The organism is Paeniglutamicibacter sp. ZC-3, from assembly GCF_025847175.2.
Classification (GTDB): Bacteria; Actinomycetota; Actinomycetes; order Actinomycetales; family Micrococcaceae; genus Paeniglutamicibacter; species Paeniglutamicibacter sulfureus.
The window spans coordinates 137,686-156,357 of record NZ_JAOYTG010000003.1; the positions used below are offsets into that span (position 1 = coordinate 137,686).

19 protein-coding genes are annotated in these 18,672 nt (G+C 65.1%); 14 read left to right on the plus strand and 5 right to left on the minus strand.

Annotated elements, in window-relative coordinates; translation table 11 throughout:
* Positions 1 to 41 precede the first annotated feature (41 nt).
* On the plus strand, positions 42 to 770 hold the full coding sequence (locus tag OIU93_RS05225; protein WP_264269030.1) for a GntR family transcriptional regulator: 729 nt from the start codon (positions 42 to 44) through the stop codon (positions 768 to 770).
* On the opposite strand, the gene OIU93_RS05230 is transcribed toward OIU93_RS05225, so the two are convergent.
* Both OIU93_RS05230 and OIU93_RS05235 read right to left on the minus strand, forming a co-directional pair.
* Complete coding sequence (locus OIU93_RS05230; RefSeq protein WP_264269031.1) at positions 767 to 991, minus strand: hypothetical protein; 225 nt, start codon at positions 989 to 991, stop codon at positions 767 to 769. The two genes, OIU93_RS05225 and OIU93_RS05230, sit on opposite strands and share 4 nt — an antisense overlap.
* 15 nt (positions 992 to 1,006) lie before the next feature.
* The gene (locus OIU93_RS05235; protein WP_264269032.1) at positions 1,007 to 2,350 is read right to left on the minus strand and encodes a TRAP transporter large permease subunit; all 1,344 of its coding nucleotides are present in this window, start codon (positions 2,348 to 2,350) and stop codon (positions 1,007 to 1,009) included.
* Between the two features lie 238 nt (positions 2,351 to 2,588).
* Between OIU93_RS05235 and OIU93_RS05240 the strand changes: the two genes are divergently transcribed.
* Entirely contained in the window at positions 2,589 to 2,816 is a 228-nt protein-coding gene (locus tag OIU93_RS05240) for a hypothetical protein (RefSeq protein WP_264269033.1), read from the plus strand.
* Positions 2,817 to 2,825: 9 nt separating this feature from the next.
* Here OIU93_RS05240 and OIU93_RS05245 read toward each other — a convergent pair whose 3' ends face one another.
* Positions 2,826 to 3,563, minus strand: coding sequence for a lipoate--protein ligase family protein (locus tag OIU93_RS05245; protein WP_264269034.1), 738 nt, complete (start codon positions 3,561 to 3,563; stop codon positions 2,826 to 2,828).
* 37 nt (positions 3,564 to 3,600) lie between these two features.
* On the opposite strand from OIU93_RS05245, the gene OIU93_RS05250 reads away from it, so the two are divergent.
* Positions 3,601 to 4,212, plus strand: coding sequence for a uridine kinase (locus OIU93_RS05250; RefSeq protein ID WP_264269035.1), 612 nt, complete (start codon positions 3,601 to 3,603; stop codon positions 4,210 to 4,212).
* A 103-nt stretch (positions 4,213 to 4,315) separates the two neighbouring features.
* On the plus strand, positions 4,316 to 4,927 hold the full coding sequence (locus tag OIU93_RS05255; RefSeq protein ID WP_264269036.1) for a hypothetical protein: 612 nt from the start codon (positions 4,316 to 4,318) through the stop codon (positions 4,925 to 4,927).
* On the opposite strand, the gene OIU93_RS05260 is transcribed toward OIU93_RS05255, so the two are convergent.
* Positions 4,896 to 5,726 carry a thioesterase family protein gene (locus tag OIU93_RS05260; RefSeq protein WP_264269037.1) on the minus strand — a complete coding sequence of 277 codons (831 nt, stop codon included), beginning with the start codon at positions 5,724 to 5,726 and terminating at the stop codon, positions 4,896 to 4,898. The two genes, OIU93_RS05255 and OIU93_RS05260, sit on opposite strands and share 32 nt — an antisense overlap.
* A 190-nt stretch (positions 5,727 to 5,916) precedes the next feature.
* Here OIU93_RS05260 and poxB point away from each other — a divergent pair, with 190 nt between their 5' ends.
* The 10 genes from poxB (at position 5,917) to OIU93_RS05310 (ending at position 17,552) form a co-directional block, all read left to right on the plus strand.
* Positions 5,917 to 7,641, plus strand: coding sequence for a ubiquinone-dependent pyruvate dehydrogenase (gene poxB, locus OIU93_RS05265; RefSeq protein ID WP_264269038.1), 1,725 nt, complete (start codon positions 5,917 to 5,919; stop codon positions 7,639 to 7,641).
* Positions 7,642 to 7,991: 350 nt separating this feature from the next.
* Positions 7,992 to 8,870 (plus strand): TetR family transcriptional regulator C-terminal domain-containing protein, encoded by an 879-nt coding sequence (locus OIU93_RS05270; RefSeq protein ID WP_264269039.1) that lies wholly within the window; start codon positions 7,992 to 7,994, stop codon positions 8,868 to 8,870.
* On the plus strand, positions 8,867 to 9,754 hold the full coding sequence (locus OIU93_RS05275; protein WP_264269040.1) for a 3-keto-5-aminohexanoate cleavage protein: 888 nt from the start codon (positions 8,867 to 8,869) through the stop codon (positions 9,752 to 9,754). Before OIU93_RS05270 ends, OIU93_RS05275 begins: the two co-directional genes overlap by 4 nt.
* A 2-nt stretch (positions 9,755 to 9,756) precedes the next feature.
* Positions 9,757 to 10,728 (plus strand): 3-hydroxyacyl-CoA dehydrogenase NAD-binding domain-containing protein, encoded by a 972-nt coding sequence (locus OIU93_RS05280; RefSeq protein WP_264269041.1) that lies wholly within the window; start codon positions 9,757 to 9,759, stop codon positions 10,726 to 10,728.
* Between the two features lie 23 nt (positions 10,729 to 10,751).
* Positions 10,752 to 11,165, plus strand: a complete 414-nt coding sequence (locus OIU93_RS05285; protein WP_264269042.1) for a thioesterase family protein — start codon at positions 10,752 to 10,754, stop codon at positions 11,163 to 11,165.
* A 109-nt stretch (positions 11,166 to 11,274) separates the two neighbouring features.
* Positions 11,275 to 12,795, plus strand: a complete 1,521-nt coding sequence (locus tag OIU93_RS05290) for an ABC transporter substrate-binding protein (RefSeq protein ID WP_264269201.1) — start codon at positions 11,275 to 11,277, stop codon at positions 12,793 to 12,795.
* A gap of 8 nt (positions 12,796 to 12,803) precedes the next feature.
* Positions 12,804 to 13,751 (plus strand): ABC transporter permease, encoded by a 948-nt coding sequence (locus tag OIU93_RS05295; RefSeq protein ID WP_372342871.1) that lies wholly within the window; start codon positions 12,804 to 12,806, stop codon positions 13,749 to 13,751.
* Complete coding sequence (locus OIU93_RS05300) at positions 13,748 to 14,629, plus strand: ABC transporter permease (protein WP_264269044.1); 882 nt, start codon at positions 13,748 to 13,750, stop codon at positions 14,627 to 14,629. Before OIU93_RS05295 ends, OIU93_RS05300 begins: the two co-directional genes overlap by 4 nt.
* Before the next feature lie 2 nt (positions 14,630 to 14,631).
* Complete coding sequence (locus OIU93_RS05305) at positions 14,632 to 16,365, plus strand: ABC transporter ATP-binding protein (RefSeq protein WP_264269045.1); 1,734 nt, start codon at positions 14,632 to 14,634, stop codon at positions 16,363 to 16,365.
* A gap of 14 nt (positions 16,366 to 16,379) precedes the next feature.
* Complete coding sequence (locus tag OIU93_RS05310; protein WP_264269046.1) at positions 16,380 to 17,552, plus strand: serine hydrolase domain-containing protein; 1,173 nt, start codon at positions 16,380 to 16,382, stop codon at positions 17,550 to 17,552.
* A 93-nt stretch (positions 17,553 to 17,645) separates the two neighbouring features.
* Here OIU93_RS05310 and OIU93_RS05315 read toward each other — a convergent pair whose 3' ends face one another.
* Entirely contained in the window at positions 17,646 to 18,623 is a 978-nt protein-coding gene (locus OIU93_RS05315) for an NAD(P)/FAD-dependent oxidoreductase (RefSeq protein ID WP_264269047.1), read from the minus strand.
* Positions 18,624 to 18,672 lie beyond the last annotated feature (49 nt).

Below are 18,672 nucleotides of genomic sequence, written 5' to 3' on the forward strand. Positions count from 1 at the left end.
ATGACCCACCGAGTCATCGAAATGGGTGAGAGAATCAGGACATGACTAGTCCTGCATCATCCCCATTGCCGCAGCGCGGGGCGACATTGACCGAGCAGGTCATGGATTTCGTGCGTGCCGCGGTGATTTCCGGCGAACTCGAAACGGGAAAGCTGTATAGCGTGTATCAAATCGCCGACCGCTTGGGCATATCGCGCTCTCCCGTCCGCGACGGACTGCTGCGCCTCGAGGAGGCTGGCCTGGTCGAATTCGCGCGCAACCGCGGTTTCCGCATCATCCCCACCAGCCCGTACGACGTGGCGGAGATCTTCTCACTGCGCCTTGCCCTGGAGGTGCCCGCGGCCTCACGCGCAGCGACTTCCTGCACCCCGGAACTCACCGAGGCACTGGTGGAACTGGAGAAAAAGATGCGAGCCGCCGCGGCGGCCGACGCCGAGGACGAATTCTTCGCCTTCGACCAGGAATTGCACGACCTGATCCTGGGCGCGGCGCGGTCGAACCGCGGACGCGACATCGTCAACCGCCTTCGCGTGGCAACACGCCTGCTTGGCGTCTCAACGGCAGGCAAACAGCGCACCCTGACCGACATCGTCGAAGAGCACTCCCCCATCATCGAGGCCGTCAAGGCGGGCCAAAGCGCAAAGGCCGCCACGGCCATGCGGGATCACCTCACACGGACCGGGCGGCTTCTCGTTGCTCAGGCCATCGCCGCGCAAGGCCTTGACGTGGATCCCGACCAGCTATGGACGGACCTGACGCAGGACTACTAATCCTCCTCGTCCACCATTGACTTGGAGTACTGCAGCACGAACGCGCAGAGGCCCGCGGCCGTTGCGGCGGCAAATGTGACCCCAGACAGGGCATCCTTGCTGCCACCAACGAGTGCACCATTGAGCGTCAACACCCCTACAACCTGCCCGGTAACCAACATGAGGCCGCCGAGCATGAATGCGGCAAGAAACAGCAAGAACAGAACCTTGATGACTTTCATTGTTTCTCCTTCGTCTTAGAACGGGATGGGCAACCAGCCCATGCCCAACAGCCAGGCAATCACCACGATGGGGATCACGAAATAGGTAATAAGCGGCATGAACATCCTGGTGGGATTGGCCTCGGCCAAGCCGGCAGCCAAGTAAATCGGCGCTCCTACGGGTGGTGAGGCCCCCTCTGTTGAGGTACAGATCAACACGGTAATAATGGCGACCAGGGGGTGCACGCCCACGGAGGTCAGCGCCATCACGGCAGGTGCTCCGATGGCCGCGGCGCTCGCGGTCGAGGACAGCGGCGTGGCAACAACTACGGCCATGATGCAGACGATCGCCACAATGGCCGCCTTGGGCAAGGTCAGCCCGCCGAGGAATTCGCTGAGCTGGGGACCCACACCGAGCGCTTCCATGATGTTGGATGCACTCAGGGCGGCAAACAGCGAGACGCCGACGGTGGCAAATTGTGGAATCTCCTTGTTCAGCAGCTTCCCGAACGCGGCCTTGTCGGCAAAGAGCCGCTTCCGCCCCTCGATCAGCGCAATCATCGAGATGAGGATCGGCACCCACACGATGATGGAGATCGCGGACATGTTGAACTTGCCAATTACGTCCTCGGTGGCGAGAAAGTTGTAGAGCGGACCGAAAGTCACGGCCACCGGAACCGCGATGCCAACGAAGATCAGCAGCGAACGCCAGCCCTCGTGCAGCGCGGTGCGCAGCGGGGCCAAATCCGTCGTATCGGGGAGCGGGATGTTGTCCTTGCGCGTCCAAAAGAAGACCAACACCATGCGGTACAGCACGCAATAGGCACCGGCAACCGCCAAGGCAACGTAAACCTGTCCGGTGGCAACACCCACGGCAGCAGGCATGGCCAACAGAATGAACATCGTGCTGTTGGGAGGCAGCGCCACACCCAAACCCGAGTTGCCCGCCACGAGAGTGGCACTGCGCGTGGAAGACCACCCGTTTTCCTTCATCCAGGGGATCGTCACCGATCCCACGGTGGCGGTGTTGCCGGCGGTGGAACCGGCCACCAACCCAATGGCAGCCGAACCCAGCGTCGAGACGTAGGCCGATCCGCCGCGGACGCGCCCGAACATGGAGTTCAGGATGTGGATCAGCCGTTCGATCAATCCCGTGGAGGCAACGATGACGCCCATGAAGACGAATGCCAGACCGGCAAAGGTAACCTCGGACCGAAAGCCTTCGGCGACGGCTTCGTAGAGCAACTTTGGCGCACTTGCGCCGCCAACCAGGGCGCAGGCGATCAGCGCAACAATCAGGGCTTCGGAGATACGTCGTTTCAACACAACGTTGATGAGTACTGTGACTGCGATAAAAACGCCGAGTGCCAACACACCCATGGGCAGCACCTTTCGAATAGGGGGTAAGTTTGTGTCCTCACACACAGTAGCATGTTACAGGCCACACTTCTGACCCGGTCGATCACTTTCCAATCCGACAGCTAAATCCGCAACAATAGGGGCTCCCACGTGGCCTTTGATGATTGGACAGGGCATACTGAAGCGCATGGGCGATACATCGGAGTTGGGTCAAGGTCCTCGGGGCAATCAAGGAAATACGCTGCGGAGAATCACTGCTGTGGTTGCGCTGCTCGCCCTGGTTGCGGGCATCGCGACTCTGGTCGCGGGCAGCGGGCAGGTGGCCGAATTCGGCTGGTTCGCCTACGCACCCCTGAGCGAAGGCGCCTTCGCCCCCGGCATGGTATTTCTCGGCCCGCAGCAAATCACCGGCTGGCTGCTTGTCGCCCTGGCCGCCTGCGCCGCCGCATTTTGTGCGGGCCTGGCCATGGGCAGGCGATCTCGCTGAATCCCGGGACTACGCCCCGGCCAACTCCGCGTGCTGCGCGTATTCCGCCAGCAGGTCGTCAATGAACGCCTCGGTCGTGTAGCCGGGCAGCAGGTCATCGGCGGCGCCTACCGTGGCAGGATCCATCGGGATGCCCATGGCCCGGTACACGTCGTCCAGCAGCGCGCGAATGGGCGTCGAATCCGCAATCACGAAGACGCTGGAAAACAGCCACGCCCCGGACACCACGCGTTGCGCGGTGCCCACCAGCTTCACCGCGTTCCGCGTCCGGGAGGCCGTCCCCGGCATACCGTGGACGCTGAACTCCCCGGCGCAGTACTCCCCGGCGATCTCCCCCACCCGTGCATCGATGCCTCCGCGGCGCAGGGCGTCGGCATAGAGCGCGCCCAACGCCTTGAAGCGGTGCTGGTGCCCCATCATGGCCTCGTCGGCCGGTTCTACATGGTCCACGATCACCGTGCCGCGGTGGTAGGCCGCTGCCCGACCACCGGCCTTGCGCACCACCGGGGCAAAGCCGTGTTCCAGCGACCGCGCCACCGCAAGCGGGTAGCCGGCCAGGCGCACGTCGCGTTGCCCGAAGGCCAGGGTCGGATCGGGCCGGTAGATGCGCAGCGTCGCCGGCGCCTCCCCGTTGCGCACCGCACCCAGCAACTCGATCCCGGCCCCCAGGTCGGCCTCCGGGTCCCCCGAGGCATCCTCGATCCGCACGTGCAGCGGGTGGTCGGCATCGGGATTCCAAAGACTCATGGGGACGATTCTAGGTCCGGATGCGCGGCAGTGAATAATGGATGTCGTGCCGATACAACTTTCCCCCCTGATCTTGCTGGGAGGGGCCTCCGGATCCGGAAAGTCCTACCTGGCCCACCGCTTCGGCCGACCCCATGTGGAACTCGACAACTTCTACCGCGAGATCTCCGAGCACACCCCCGAGACCCCGCTGCCGCAGACCGGCTACGGCGAAATCGACTGGGACCACGCCGGAACGTGGAACTGCGCCCTGGCCGTTGACGCCCTGGTGGACTTGCTCGAAAGCGGCGCAACAGAGGTCCCGAACTATGCGATCAGCACCTCAAGCTACGACTCGATGCGCCGGATCGAGCTCAGCGGCGGCCCGCTGGTCGCCGAGGGAATCTTCGTTTCCGAGATCCTGGCCCCGCTGCAGCGCCTGGGGGTTCCGGTGCGGGCTTACTACATCGAGGTCTCGGCCCTGGGCACCGCGATCCGACGGCTCGTGCGCGATGTGCGGGAGCGGCGCAAGCCGCTGCCGTTCCTGCTCAAGCGCGGCTACGCGCTGTTCCGTGCCGATCGGGACATCCGGGCCAGGCACCTGGCCGCCGGTTTTGAACCCGTGAAGAAAAAGGCGCTCAAGGAAACTCTGGCCTCCATCACCTCCTGAGCAGGTTCTTCGACAACCCCTTGACCTCCGTTTCGGAACGGGTTGGAATGGAGCATGAGGTCCGGATTTTTGCGGCATCGGGCCCAGGATCCGGAGGTGGAGCGTGTTGTCCCCGATACTTGGCTTGTTGGCCATGCTCTTGGGCATGGCCACGGCTTGGCTCATGGTTTCCGGCCCATCACTGGAACAGGATCCCGACGCCCGGTTTTGGTACGGCTTCTGCGGTTTCTGCGTGCTGGCACCGTTGGCACTGGGTGCCGCGCTGGTGAACCCCTTGGCCGGCGTGGCGGTGTTGGTTGCTGCCTGCGGCGCCTGCCTTGCCACCCACCGCTTCCTGGTGCACGAAGCCATGCAGCGGACGGCCGTGCAGACCGGTTCCCGGCTGCTTGCCGAGCACTCGGCCTTCGAGTCGCGGCATGACCAGGTTCTCAGGCAGTGGAGCCGCTACGAACTGGACCCGGCCGCGGCCATTGCAAGCCCGGGGATGAACGATGTCGAGGTCCCGGAGACTGCGGCATTGGCCAAGGCCCTGGCGCAGGCCGAACGCCTGCGCGGCCGCCAACCCAACGGCGCGGTCGATGGAGTTCGGGTTGACTACCGGCGGGCAGTGATCGAACTCGAATCGGCATTCACCAGGGCCGAGCAGTCCCTCGCGGGTTCCTCCGGCCGAATGGTTCCGGGGGCTAGGATCCCGCCGGGGCAGGACGCACCGTGAGGATCTGCTCGCTGCGCCCGAACGGTCCATGCACATCGTGCAGCACCGCGCTGGTTAGCCCGATGCCGTCGGTTCCGTAGGTCTGCTGGGCCTCGATGCCGAGCCACTGCCCCGCGGGCCCGCGGTGCATGTGGATCTGCAGGTCCACATTCGGGAACGTCCAGGACTCGGGCCCCGGCTCCACCCGCGGGGCCACGCCGTTGGCGGTATCCACCATGCCAAGGAGCCTGACCAGGTCGGAGGTGTGCGTGCCTGCCACCATTTCGAAGTTGTTGCGCATCCACACGACCCCCTTGCCCGGGCGGTGGCCGTCGGCGCCGCGGAATTCCAGGCCCTCGATGTACCCGCCGGGCCAGGGCGACATGCCCTCAAAGGTCGCAAGTTCCTCGGGGTGGATGACGCCGGCGTCCTCGGTGGCGGCCACCGCGGAGCTGTCCAGGGTTCTCAGGCGCCAGCCGCGGGCGACGATGCAGGTGCGCCCCTGCGACACCATCTCCGCCTCGATGAGTTCGATGGTGCGGCCGGGGCGGATCATCCGCGTGGTGATTTCGAATTCCCCGCCGTGGATGATGCCGTGGATGTCCAGGGACACCCGGGCCATGCGCATCTCTGGCCGCGGGGCGAAAAGCTCCAGGGCGTGCACCAGCACCCCGGTGGCCGGTGCCATGTGCTGCTCGTGCGGGTTCCAGGCGCCCTGGGCGTGCACCGTGGATCGGTAGGTGCCCACGCCGGTGGGAAGGTAGTAGAAATCCCCCACCGCGAGTTCCGGAAGATTCTGTTCGGCCGCCGTTTGCGTCATGCGTCTCTCGTCCCTTGTTCCCGTGGCAACCCTGCCACCGTGTATCCGGGACCCAGCTTAGCGAGCAATGCGACCCGGGCCACAATTCGGCCGCGGAACCACCCGGTGACCAGTAAAGATCCTTGGCGGGCCGCGAGGCCCCGGCGTAGGGTGGGGAACAATCGTCCCGACCCGCCAGGAAGAGATACCGATGCCCACTGTCGCCGAAACCATGATCGCAACCCTCAAGGCCAACGGAGTCAAAAGGATCTACGGGGTGGCGGGCGACTCGCTCAACGGCCTCACCGATGCCATGCGCAAGGACGGGTCCATCGCCTGGCTTCCGGTGCGGCACGAGGAGACCGCCGCATTCGCCGCCGGTGCCGAGGCTCAGATGACAGGCAACCTCACGGTGTGCGCCGGAAGCTGTGGCCCGGGAAACCTGCATTTGATCAACGGGCTCTACGACGCCAACCGCAACCGCGTCCCGGTGCTGGCCATCGCGGCGCACATCCCCACGTCCGAGATCGGCAGCAACTACTTCCAGGAGACCCACCCGGCCGAGCTCTTCCGTGAGGCCAGCGTGTTCTGCGAGACGGTCTCGGCCCCGGAGCAGATGCCGCGGCTGCTGGAAATCGCCATGCGCACCGCGATCGAACGGCGCGGGGTCGCGGTGCTGGTCATCCCCGGGGACGTTGCCCTGGCCGAGGCCGTGGGCACGCGCGTCTCGGTGCTCAACGCCAGCCGCTCCGCCGTCCTGCCCCACGCCGAGGACCTGGCCCGGGCCGCGGAGCTGTTGAACGCAGCCAAGCGGGTCACCATCCTCGCGGGTGCCGGGGTGGCCGGTGCGCACGCACGGGTCATGGAGATCGCAGGTCTGCTGGGCGCCCCGGTGGTGCACGCGCTGCGCGGCAAGGAGCACATCGAGTACGACAACCCCTACGACGTCGGGATGACCGGCCTGCTCGGCTTCGCCTCCGGGTATCGGGCCATGGACGCCGCCGACACCATCCTGCTGCTGGGCACCGACTTCCCCTACCAGCAGTTCTACCCGCGGGACGCGAAGATCATCCAGGTCGACGTGCGCGGGGAACAGCTGGGCCGGCGCACCCCGATCGATGCGGGGCTGGTCGGCACCGTGGCCGACACCCTGGAGGTGCTGGCACCGCTGCTTCAGCGCAAGACCGACACCACGCACCTGGCCGACGCGCAGAAGCACTACCGCAAGACCCGCGAGAAGCTTGACGACCTGGCCACCCCCTCGCGCCGGGGCGCGAAGATCCACCCGCAGTACGTGGCCCGCACGCTGGACGAGCTGGCGGACGACGACGCGGTCTTCCTGGCCGATGTCGGATCCCCGGTGGTCTGGGCGGCCCGCTACCTCACCATGAACGGACGGCGCCGGCTGCTGGGATCCTTCAGCCATGGCACCATGGCCAACTCCATCCCGCAGGCCATCGGAGTCCAGGCCTCCCATCCGCAGCGCCAGGTCGTGACGCTCTCGGGCGACGGCGGACTGGCCATGCTCATGGGCGACCTGCTCACCTTGGTCCAGTCGAAGCTGCCGGTGAAGATCGTTGTCTTCAACAACTCCTCGCTGAATTTCGTGGAACTGGAGATGAAGGCCGCCGGGTTCGTCACCTTCGCCACCGACCTGTCCAACCCCAACTTTGCCGACGTCGCCACGGCCATGGGCATCCGCGGGTTCCGGGTGGAAAAATCCAAGGACCTGCCGGATGTCCTGCGCGAGGCCCTGGCCCACGACGGACCCGCCCTCATCGACGTGGTGACTGATCGGCAGGAACTCTCGATGCCACCGGCCGTCACCGCCGAGCAGGCAAAGGGCTTTGCGCTCTACGCCGTCCGCACCGTGATGTCGGGAAAGGGCGACGAGCTGCTGGACCTCGCGGCGACCAACTGGCGCCAGCTCTTCTAGAAATACGTAAGAGAGGTCGGAACATCGGCGCAGCCCCAAGGCCGGACAGGCTTGCCGATTCCCCTGGGCCGGTGCGAAGCCGCCCGTCTTCGCATCGCGGTGTACGGCCTGAACAATTCGCGCTCCATGGCAGGCATGTCTTTTTGCCGTCCCGATATGCGCCGTCCGAATCTGGCCGATGGTTACCGAGTTGCTGGTGCCCCATTTGCGAACCCACTCCGGCTAGAGCAGTCATCCAGGCCGATCCGCCATAGGTTCCCGCTCCGGCACCGAAGGGCCCCACCGCAACATTTACTGACCTTGAGTCAGAACCCTTGCGTTAATCGCAAACATGGGCCTAGGGTTGCACCATGCCCGAACCAGAGAACATCCCCTCGGGGATAGCCGAGCGCATCCGCGAGGCCATCCGCAACACCGGCCTGCCGCAGCGCAAGATCGCACGCCGGACGGGATTCGAAGAGTCCAAGCTGTCCAAGTCACTCAGCGGCACCAGGAAATTCACCAGCGAGGAAATCGTCCTGCTGGCAACCGTGACCGGCGTTACAGCCAATTGGCTTATCACCGGTTCGGATGCGGCGCAGACACCCTCCGCGGCACCACCGGCAGACATCCTTCCGAAGCGTCACCGGGAAGACGAAAAGCATGCCCAACGCCGTCGAAGCATCATTGAACGTGCCTGGTGGCTGTTTTCCGAGCAAGGCTATGCAGCGGTACGCATCGCAGACATTGCCAAGGATGTCGGTGTCAGCACGCCAACGGTGCATTACTACTTCCCGTCAAAGCAGGCCTTGTTTGCCGAAACCCTGCACTATTCGGTAAAACTCGCCTACGACCGACAGGTCGCCGGGTTGCAGCCGATCACCGATCCGGTGGCCCAGCTCAAGCGCCTTGTCGAGCTCCAGCTTCCCCTCGGCGCCGAAGGTCGCGCCGAGTGGTCCATCTGGTTGCAGACCTGGACCAAGCTCGCCGTTAGCGAGGGAGGGCTCGACACCCATTCCCCCGGCTACCGGCGCTGGACCTCGACTGTGCATGACATCATCTCCGCCGGACAAAAAACTGGACACTTTGTGACCGTCGATGCCGGCACCCTAACCGCCGAGCTGACCGCCATGTTCGACGGAATGGGAATCCAGGTCCTGACAGGAAACCTGACTCCAAGTCAAATGTTCGCAAATATTTGCGGTTTTATTGACCGCACCATCATCCAACAGCAAGGAGCGACATCATGAGTCGTAAAGTCATCGTCACCTGTGCCCTCACGGGGGCCGGAGACACGACATCACGGAGCGAGCACGTTCCGGTTTCCCCGGACCAGATCGCTGCCGACGCCATCGCCGCCGCCCGGGCCGGGGCCTCAGTAGTGCACATCCACGTTCGGGACATCGCAACGGGCCAAGGTTCCCGCGACGTGGCCCTGTACAGGGAAGTCGTGCGCCAGGTGAAGGCCTCGGACGTGGACCCGGTAATCAACCTCACCGCAGGAATGGGCGGGGACCTCTTCATTGATCCTGCCAACCCCACCGTGCACATGCCGGGCACCGACCTGGTCTCCGGGCTCGAGCGTCTGGCCCACGTCGAGGAACTGCGCCCCGAAATCTGCACCATCGACTGCGGTTCGCTGAACTTCGGCGAAGGCTCCCAGCTCTATGTCAGCACCCCCGACATGTTGCGCGAAGGCGCCGCACGGATCCGGGACCTCGGGGTAAAGCCGGAAATGGAAATCTTTGACACCGGCAACCTGTGGTTTGCCAACGTCATGGTCGAGGAGGGCCTCATTGCTCCCCCGCCGCTCTACCAGATCTGCATGGGCATCCCTTACGGGGCACCGACCAATCCCGGCCTGCTGCAGGCCATGGTGAACATGCTGCCCGATGGCGCCCAGTGGACCTCGTTTGCCATTGGCCGCAACCAGATGCCGTGGGTCGCGCAATCGGTGCTGCTCGGCGGCCACGTGCGTGTGGGCCTGGAAGACAACCTGTACCTGTCTAGGGGGGTCAAGGCCACCAACGCTCAGTTGACCGAACGCGCCATCACGATCGTTGAATCGATGGGCCACTCGGTGGCCACCCCGGACGAAGCCCGTGAAATCCTCAAGCTCGATAAGGCGGCCTAAGCATGGTCACGTACCCCAAGTTCGAAGACATCTCGAGTGTTGCCTGCGTTGGCGTGGGCACCATCGGCGGCGGCTGGGCCGCCTACTTCCTGTCCCGCGGCCTGAGCGTCCGAGCGTGGGACCCCTCCCCGGATGCCGAAGCCAAGCTGCGCAGACTCATCGACGCGGCCTGGCCGGCGTTGACCGCGCTCGGTCTTGCCGAGAGCGCTTCCAAGGACAACTTCACCGTCCACGCCGACTTGAAAGACGCTGTTCGCGGAGTCGGGTTCGTCCAGGAGAGCGCGCCGGAGAACCTGGAGCTGAAGCAGGACCTGCTGGCACGGATCGCCGAGGCCGTTTCCCCCGAGGTGGTCATTGGTTCCTCAACGTCCGGATACGGGATGACCGAGATGGCGCAGAAGGCGGAGGACCCGTCCCGCCTTGTCGTTGGCCACCCGTTCAATCCCCCCTATTTGATCCCCCTGGTCGAGGTCGTGGGAGGTCTGCAAACGGACCCGCAGGCCACGAACTGGGCCTCGGGCTGGTACGAATTCATCGGAAAGTCGGTGATCACCATGGATCGCGAAGTTCCCGGATTCATCGCCAACCGGCTGCAGGAAGCCCTGTGGCGCGAGGCCCTTCACATGGTCGACAACGGCGAGGCCACCGTCGAGCAGATCGACCTGGCAATCACCGACGGCCCCGGACTGCGGTGGCCGCTGCAAGGACCCATGCTCACCTTCCACCTGGCCGGAGGCGAGGGAGGCATGGCACACATGCTTGACCATTTCGGCCCGTCGCTCAAGTCCCCCTGGACGCGCCTGGACGCGCCCGAACTAACCGCCACGTTGCGCCAGGATGTCATTGACGGGTGTGACGACGAGGCCGCGGGGCGCTCCTTCGGCGAACTGATAGCCCAGCGCGATGCGGCGATCATTGCCGTTCGCCAGGTGGTGGAGACCATCCGGAATCCGCAGGGGGTGCAGGCGAAGTGAGTCTTGATCCGTATCGTTGCACAGTGCCGGCCGAGTGGATCGACTACAACGGCCACATGTCCGAGGCCTTCTATGTACTGGCATTCGGTGACGCGACCACCTCGGTGATGAACGCATTGGGCCTGGACGAGGGCTACCGCCGCTCCAGCGCATGCTCCCTGTACACGGTTGAGGCGCATGTGCGCTACCTGCGGGAGGCTTCCCTCGCCGAGGAGCTGGAAATCACCACCTGCATTGTCGCCGCCGGGCCCAAGAAGCTGCACCTTGCCCACGAAATGCGCCGAGGGTCGGAGCTCATCGCCACGGAGGAAATACTGGGACTCCACGTTGACCAGGGCACCGGCGCCACGACGCCCTTCCCGGCCGACGTCCTGGCCCATATCGCCGCCCATGAGCACAGGACCCCCGATTGGAGTGGCCGATCCATCACTGCATGAATCCTTCGCGCCCTTCACGAGAATCGAGTACGTCTTGAATTCCCACGAATCACCATCCAAACGAACGCCGGGCACCGCTCCCAGCCGCCGCGCAGTCCTGGGCGGCGGCATGGCCCTGGGGCTGGGCTTGCTGCTCACCGCCTGTGGTTCCTCCGGCGTTGCGTTGCAAAACGCGCCCACCGGCGAGCCGGTCCGCGGGGGTTCCCTGCGGGTGGGCCTGGCAGGCGGCGGGGCCGCGGACACCCTCGACCCCCATTCCCCGGTCAGCACCACGGATATCGCCCGCGTGGTCAACCTGTACGAATCGCTGCTTTACCGCGACGAGAACTTCGAGCTCAAGCCGTTGCTGGCCCTCAGTGCCGTCCCCGATGCCACGGCCCTGGTGTGGACCGTCGAATTGCGGCCCGGAGTGAAGTTCCACGATGGACGCCCTGTCACCGCCAAGGATGTCGCCGCCACCTTTGCCCGGGTCACCAACCCCGATGACCCCAAGAGCGGGGCCGCCGCCCTGAAAATCCTCGACGAGGTCAAGGTCATCGACGACCTGACGGTCGAATTCAGGCTCAACACGCCCACCGCCACCTTCGACGACTCACTGGGGCAATATGCGCTGGGCATCGTCCCGGAGGACTTCGATGTGCAGCACCCGATTGGCACCGGGCCGTTCAAGGCCTCCAGCTTCGATCCCGGACTCCGGTCGGTGTTCGTACGCAACGATGCGTACTGGCGGGAACACGAACCGTACCTGGATGAGCTGACCATCCTGAACTTCTCGGACGACGACGCGATGCTCAACGCCTTGCTGTCCACCCAGGTCGATGCCATCGGCCAGATCCCGCTGGCCCTGCTGGAAGTCATCTCCGCAGATCCCCGCATCAGTATCCTGAACTCCGAAACCGGCGCTTGGATGCCCTTCACGATGCGCACCGACAAGGCCCCGTTCGACGACGTCCGGGTCCGTCAGGCATTCCGCCTCGCGGTGGACCGGCAACAGATGATCGAACAGGTCCTCAGCGGCAACGGCTCCCTGGGCAACGACCTCTACGCGCCTTTCGATCCGGGCTACGCGACGCATCTCCCCCAACGCACCCAGGACATTGGCAAGGCCAAGGCACTGCTTGCCGAGGCCGGCTTCCCCAACGGGCTGGACATCGAATTGGTCACCGCACCAATCCAGGCCGGCGCCGTCGAAGCGGCCCAGGTATTCGCCCAACAGGCCAAGGCGGCGGGGATCCGCGTCAGGATCCGCCGCGTGGACACCACGACGTTCTTTGGTGACGATTACCTTTCGTGGACGTTCGCCCAGGACTTCTGGTACACGCGCAACTTCCTGCCCCAGGTCAACAACAGTTCACTGCCGACCAGCCCGTTCAATGAAACCCATTGGGACGACCCGGAGTTCCTGGAGTTGATCGAATCCGCCACCACCGAAGTCGACGAAACCAAGCGCAACGCGCTGATCACCAAGGCGCAGCAGATCGAGTACGAGCGCGGCGGATACATCATCTGGGGCCACCCCAACCAGGCGGACGCCTACCAGAAATACGTGGCGGGGCTGATTCCAAACAAGACCGGCCTGGCCTTGTCGGGCTTCGAATTCCGCCGCGCTTGGATCGGGGTCGCCAAATGATCGCCCGCATGATCGCCAAACGACTGATGGTCAGCCTGGCCATCCTCTTCATCGTCTCCTTGCTGGTGTTCGTGGCCACCCTGCTGCTGCCCGGCGACCCCGCCCAGGCAATCCTGGGCCAGCAGGCCACGCCCGAACGGCTGGCCGCGCTCCGTGAGCAAATGAGCCTCAACGACCCGGTGTGGGTGCGCTACTTCACCTGGCTCGGCGGCCTGCTCACGGGCAACCTCGGATACTCGGCCGCCACCGGCGGCCCCGTGACCGCCCTGCTGTCCGACCGCATCGAATCCTCGCTGGTGCTCATGGGCCTTGCCGCACTGATTTCCATTCCGGTCGGCATCGTCGTTGGCACGTTCTCCGCCCTGAAGCGTGGACGGGCCTTCGACAACGCCAGCACCGGTGTTTCGCTGGTGTTGGCTTCCCTCCCCGAATTCGTGATCGGCATCGGGCTGGTGGCGTTGTTCTCGACCACCGTGTTCAAGATCCTCCCCTCGGTGACCATGGCCCCGCCCGGTGAGGCCGTGTGGAACCACCCGGTCCAACTGGTCCTGCCCACGATTACGCTCGCGCTGGTGGTGACCCCGTACATTGTCCGGATGATGCGCGCCACGATGCTCGAGGTGCTGGATTCCGGGTTCGTGGAGATGGCGCGGCTCAAGGGTGTGCCCGAGCACCAGGTGGTGCTGCGGCACGCGGTGCCCCACGCATTGGCCCCCGTCGCCCAGGTCATCGCCATCCAGCTGGCCTGGATGGCCGGCGGCGTGGTCGTGATCGAATTCCTCTTCAGGTACCCCGGCATCGGCCAGGCGCTGGTGGACGCGGTGACCAACCGCGACGTTCAGGTGGTGCAGGCGCTGTCCATCCTGATCGCCGCGGCCTACATCGTGGTGAACCTGCTGGCCGATCTGGTGGGAATCCTCACGAATCCGAAACTACGCACGGAGAAGGCCGCATGAGCACCGTCGATGATGTCATTGAAGCAAAAGTGTCACCCTCCCGTCCCCCTCGGCTGCTGGCCCGGATGATGCGCCAGCGCCAGGCCAAGGTCGGCCTGGTGCTGACGGTGGCCGTGTTGCTGGTCGCCCTGGCCGGGCCGCTGCTGCTGCCCTGGCTGACCGGCCATACCAGCACCGAATTCACGGGACGCCCGTTCACCCCCGTGGGACTGTTCGGCACCGACAACCTGGGCCGGGATGTGCTCTCGCGCTTCCTGGACGGCGGACTGCGATTGATCGCTTACTCGGCGCTTGCCACGGCGCTGGGCATGGTCATCGGAGTCGCCGTGGGAATGGCCGCGGCCTACTCCCGCGGACGGGTCGATGCGCTGATCATGCGCGGCAACGACGTGCTGCTGGCCCTGCCGCAGCTGGTCTTCGCGCTGCTGGCCATCACCGTGCTCGGCCCGCAGGGCTGGGTTCTCGTGGTGGTCATCGGGATCACCCACGCCCCGCGCATTGCCCGGGTCACCCGTTCGGCCACCGCATCGGTGATCACCGAGGACTACATCCGTGCCAGTGAAATGTACGCAGTGCCGAAGTGGAAGATCCTGCTCACCGAGGTCCTGCCCAATATCACCGGCCCGTTGATGGTCGAACTCGGGCTGCGCATGACCTACTCGATCGGCTTTGTCGCCGCGCTGTCCTTCCTCGGGCTTGGCATGCAGCCGCCCACCGCGGACTGGGGCCTGATGATCAACGAGAGTCGGATCGCCCTGGTCGTCCAACCCTGGGGCGTGCTGCTGCCAGTTGCGGCCATCGCAGTGCTGACCGTGGGCACAAACCTCCTGACCGACTCGCTCGCGCGGGCCTCGGCCAACATGAATGCGGGGAAATGACAATGACCACGATTGTTGAGAACGACATCGCGGCGAGTGCGCTGTGCGCCACCGACCTGAGGGTGCAAACGGATGCCGGAGAGGAAATCCTGCACGGGGTCAGCTTCACCCTGGCGCCTGGCCGCATCCTGGCCCTGGTCGGTGAATCCGGCTCGGGCAAGACAACCGCCGGGCTCGCATGCATGGGGCATTTCCGCCAAGGGCTGTCCAAGGGCACCGGCACGGTGCGCCTGGGCAGCGGGGACCACGGAAACATCCTGGATCTGCCCGACGCCCAATTGCGGCGCCTGCGCGGCAAGGTCATCTCCTACGTCCCGCAGGACCCGTCGCTGTCGCTGAACCCGTCCATGCGCATCGGCGAGCAGATTGCCGAGACCTTGCGCGTGCACCAAGTCGGCGCCACCGATTCCGAACGCCGGTCGCGGGTTGGGGAAGTGCTGGCCGAGGTGGGCCTGGCCAATGACCCCGCCTACCAGCGGCGCTACCCCCACCAGCTATCCGGAGGACAGCAGCAACGCGTGGGAATTGCGATGGCCTTCGCCTGCCGGCCGTCGGTGATCGTGCTCGACGAGCCGACCACCGGCCTGGACGTCACGACCCAGGCCATAGTGCTGCAAACAATCGGCGAATTGGCCGAACGGCACCAGGTCGCCGGGCTCTACATCACACACGACCTGGCCGTGGTCGCAGAGATCGCCGACGAGGTCGCCGTCATGCTCCAGGGCGACATCGTGGAGCACGGTGCGACCGACCAGGTCCTCTTCGCCCCGCGACACGGCTACACGCGCAGGCTGCTCGCCGCGGTTCCCGATCTCGCCGGCAGACGCCGGGTGGGCCAGGTGGAAGCAATCACCGGAGAACAGCCATTGGTCGTCGCCGGCCCCCTCGGCGTGCCGGACACCACCGGCTCCACCCAGCTCGTCGATGACGCCAAGTCCTTGCCCGGCATCCTGCCACGGCCGGCTTCCGTTGCGGTGGCTGCCCGCCCGCTGCTGCAACTGAGCGACCTGGCCCTGTCATACGGCAAACACGCGGTCCTGGACGGGATCGACTTCCAGTTGCTGGAGGGAGAGTCGATGATGCTGCTGGGCGAGTCGGGGTCCGGCAAGACCACCCTCTCGCGCTGCGTGGCCGGGCTCAATGATGCCTATACCGGCTCGATCGAGCTTTTCGGCGAGAGGCTGGCCACCGGCACGCGGATGCGGTCATCCGAGGACCGGCGGCGGATCCAATACATCTTCCAGTCGCCATTCTCATCACTGAACCCGCGTCGAACCATTGCCGAGTCGGTGGGTGTCCCCTTGCAGATGTCGGGAATCAACGACAAGCGCAAGCGCCGCGCCTTGGTCCTGGAAGCCCTGGACCAGGTAAAGCTCGGCGAACGCTACATGGAACGCCGTCCCGGCGACCTCAGCGGCGGTGAACGCCAGCGCGCGGCGATTGCCCGTGCCCTGGTCAATGCCCCCTCGCTGCTGGTCTGCGACGAGATCACCAGTGCCCTGGACGTCTCGGTGCAAGCCTCGATCCTGGATCTGCTGCGCACGCTGCAGACCGACCACAACATGTCGATGCTTTTTGTCACGCACAACATCGCCCTGGCCCGGCACATCTCCCAGCGCCTCGCCGTCTTGCAAAAGGGCAAGATCGTGGACATGGGGACCACCGAGGAAGTGCTCAACAACCCGCAGCACCATTACACGCAGGAACTGCTCGCCAACGTCCCGGCCTTCAAGTAGGGAAGAACCTGAACATGTCACTTGAAATGTCCCTGACCAGCCACAATGACGGGCTGCCCCTACCCGGCTTCGAGATGCTGTCCGGAGTCTTCGCCCGGCACCTGGCAGCCGCCGAGGGTGGCATGGCCTTTTGCGTGTACCGCGAGGGCAAGCCCCTGGCCCGGTTCTACGGAGGCACCACGGTCAAGAATGGAGCCGCCCCCGCTTCGGGCACCGGAACGCGTCGGGCGTGGTCGGAATCAACCATGGCAGTCTTGTTTTCCGGCACCAAGGGCCTGATGGCCACCATTGCCGCGATCCTGATTGATCGGCGCGTCCTGGACCCGGAAGCCACCGTCGCCTCGTACTGGCCCGAATTCGCGGGGGCCGGAAAGCAGGATGTCACCGTCGCCCAAGTGCTCAGCCACACCGTTGGCCTCGTCTATGTCGACCCGGACCCCGACGATAGCCTGAGATACGACAACCGGGCCGTTGCAGCGGTCTTGGCGGCCCAGTCGCCCTTGTGGGAACCCGGCACCAAGGTCGCTTACCACGCACTGACCTACGGGTACCTGGCGGCCGAGCTGTTCTTCCGCGTTACGGGAAAAACCCCGGGTGAACTGGTTGGGGAATTGCTCGCGGTGCCGCTTGACCTGGACATTCACTTGGGTCTACCCGAATCACTGGACGGGCGACTGGCCACCATTTTCCGGTCGGAGAACTATGCGATCTCCACGTTCCTGCAGGATCCGGAACGGCGGAAGATCGTGGATCGGATGTACGCGGGCTCCCTCACCGGAACCGGCGATCCGTTCAATTCCGTGGAAATGAGGCGAGCGGAGATGGCCTCCGGCGGTGGCATTGGCACCGCCGATGCGATGGCATCCCTCTATTCCCAACTGGCCACGCCACATTCACCGTTGTTGTCCGCCGGGGCCCTCGCGTCCTCCACGGCGACCTGGTCCGAGGGCGTGGACGCAGTCAATGACCGGCCACTGCGCTTCGGGCTCGGCTATGAGTTGGCCGATCCCCTCGGAACCTACGGCCCGGTAGCCCCGGCCTTCGGGCATTCCGGTGCCGGTGGCGGATTGCATGGGGCCTGGCCGGGAAAGAACATAGGATTCTCGTTCTTGACCAACGAAATGCTCGCCGAAGACCAGGACCGCCGGGCCAAGGACCTGCTGGGAGCCCTGGCTCGCATTGTTTGACCCCCATCCCTTGATACCCGAAGGCATCGAGCAGGTGGACTTCGGGAAGCATCGGCAGCCGAACAGGTGGTGGAGGGCCGCCGCTCTTTTTGGCTAGCTACGTTGCCCGACCGCGGCAACCGCACCGGCGCGCAGGGCGGCCACCGCCGCGTCGGTCTCTTCCTGGATGAGGTCGGCGTTGACCATGGCGCCCACGCGCAGCCCGTCTGCGGCCGCCATCATCACCTGGGCCATGGGGTCACGGGTGTTCCCCGCCGCCCACAGGCCCGGGATTTCCGTCTTGCCCATTTCGTCGGTGGCAACGTACGTGCCGATGCCCGACGGGTGTGCCGTCGCCTCCAGGCCAACGCCGGAGAGCACCTCGACCCCCGCCGCAAAGTGCGGCATGACAACCAGGGCATCGACGGCGCGCTCACCACCGTCCCGGAAAACCACGTGGGTCAGGTGGTTGTCGTTGCCGCGTACGGCGATGATTTCCTGCGGCACGACGCCGATGCCCCGTGCCTCCAGCTTCTCCCGCTCAACCGGATCGAATTCCCGTCTTGGAGCGGTGAACAAGGTGACGCGATCACTCAACTGCCTGAACATCAGGGCCTGGTGGACGGCGAAGGGGCTGTCCAACACGGCAATGTCCTGGTCCCTCACTTCCCAGCCGTGGCAATAGGGGCAGTGCAACGCGTTCTTGCCCCAGGACGCCTCCAATCCCTCGACTGCCGGAAGCGTGTCGCTGACTCCGGAGGCGAGGATGATCTTGCGGACGGCGAGCATGGTCCCGTCGTCCAACTCGATCCCGAACCCGTCGGCGTTCCGCCTGGTCGCCGAAGCGCGGGCATCGCGGAACCGGACACCGTAGCCCTCCGCCTCTTTCCGACCGAGGGCGAGCAGCTCGCGCGGCGGCAGTCCGTCGCGCGTGAGGAAGTTGTGCACGCCCTCGGCCGGGGCGTTGCGAGGTTCCCCGGCATCGATGACGACGATGCTGCGGCGCGAACGTCCCAGCGCCTGGGCTGCGGCCAGTCCCGCCGCTCCCCCGCCGATGATGGCCACGTCGAATGTATCCGGCGTCGTGTTCATGGTTCATGCTCCCTGGATCGTGTTTTCACCGGGGAAATCCGGTGCACCA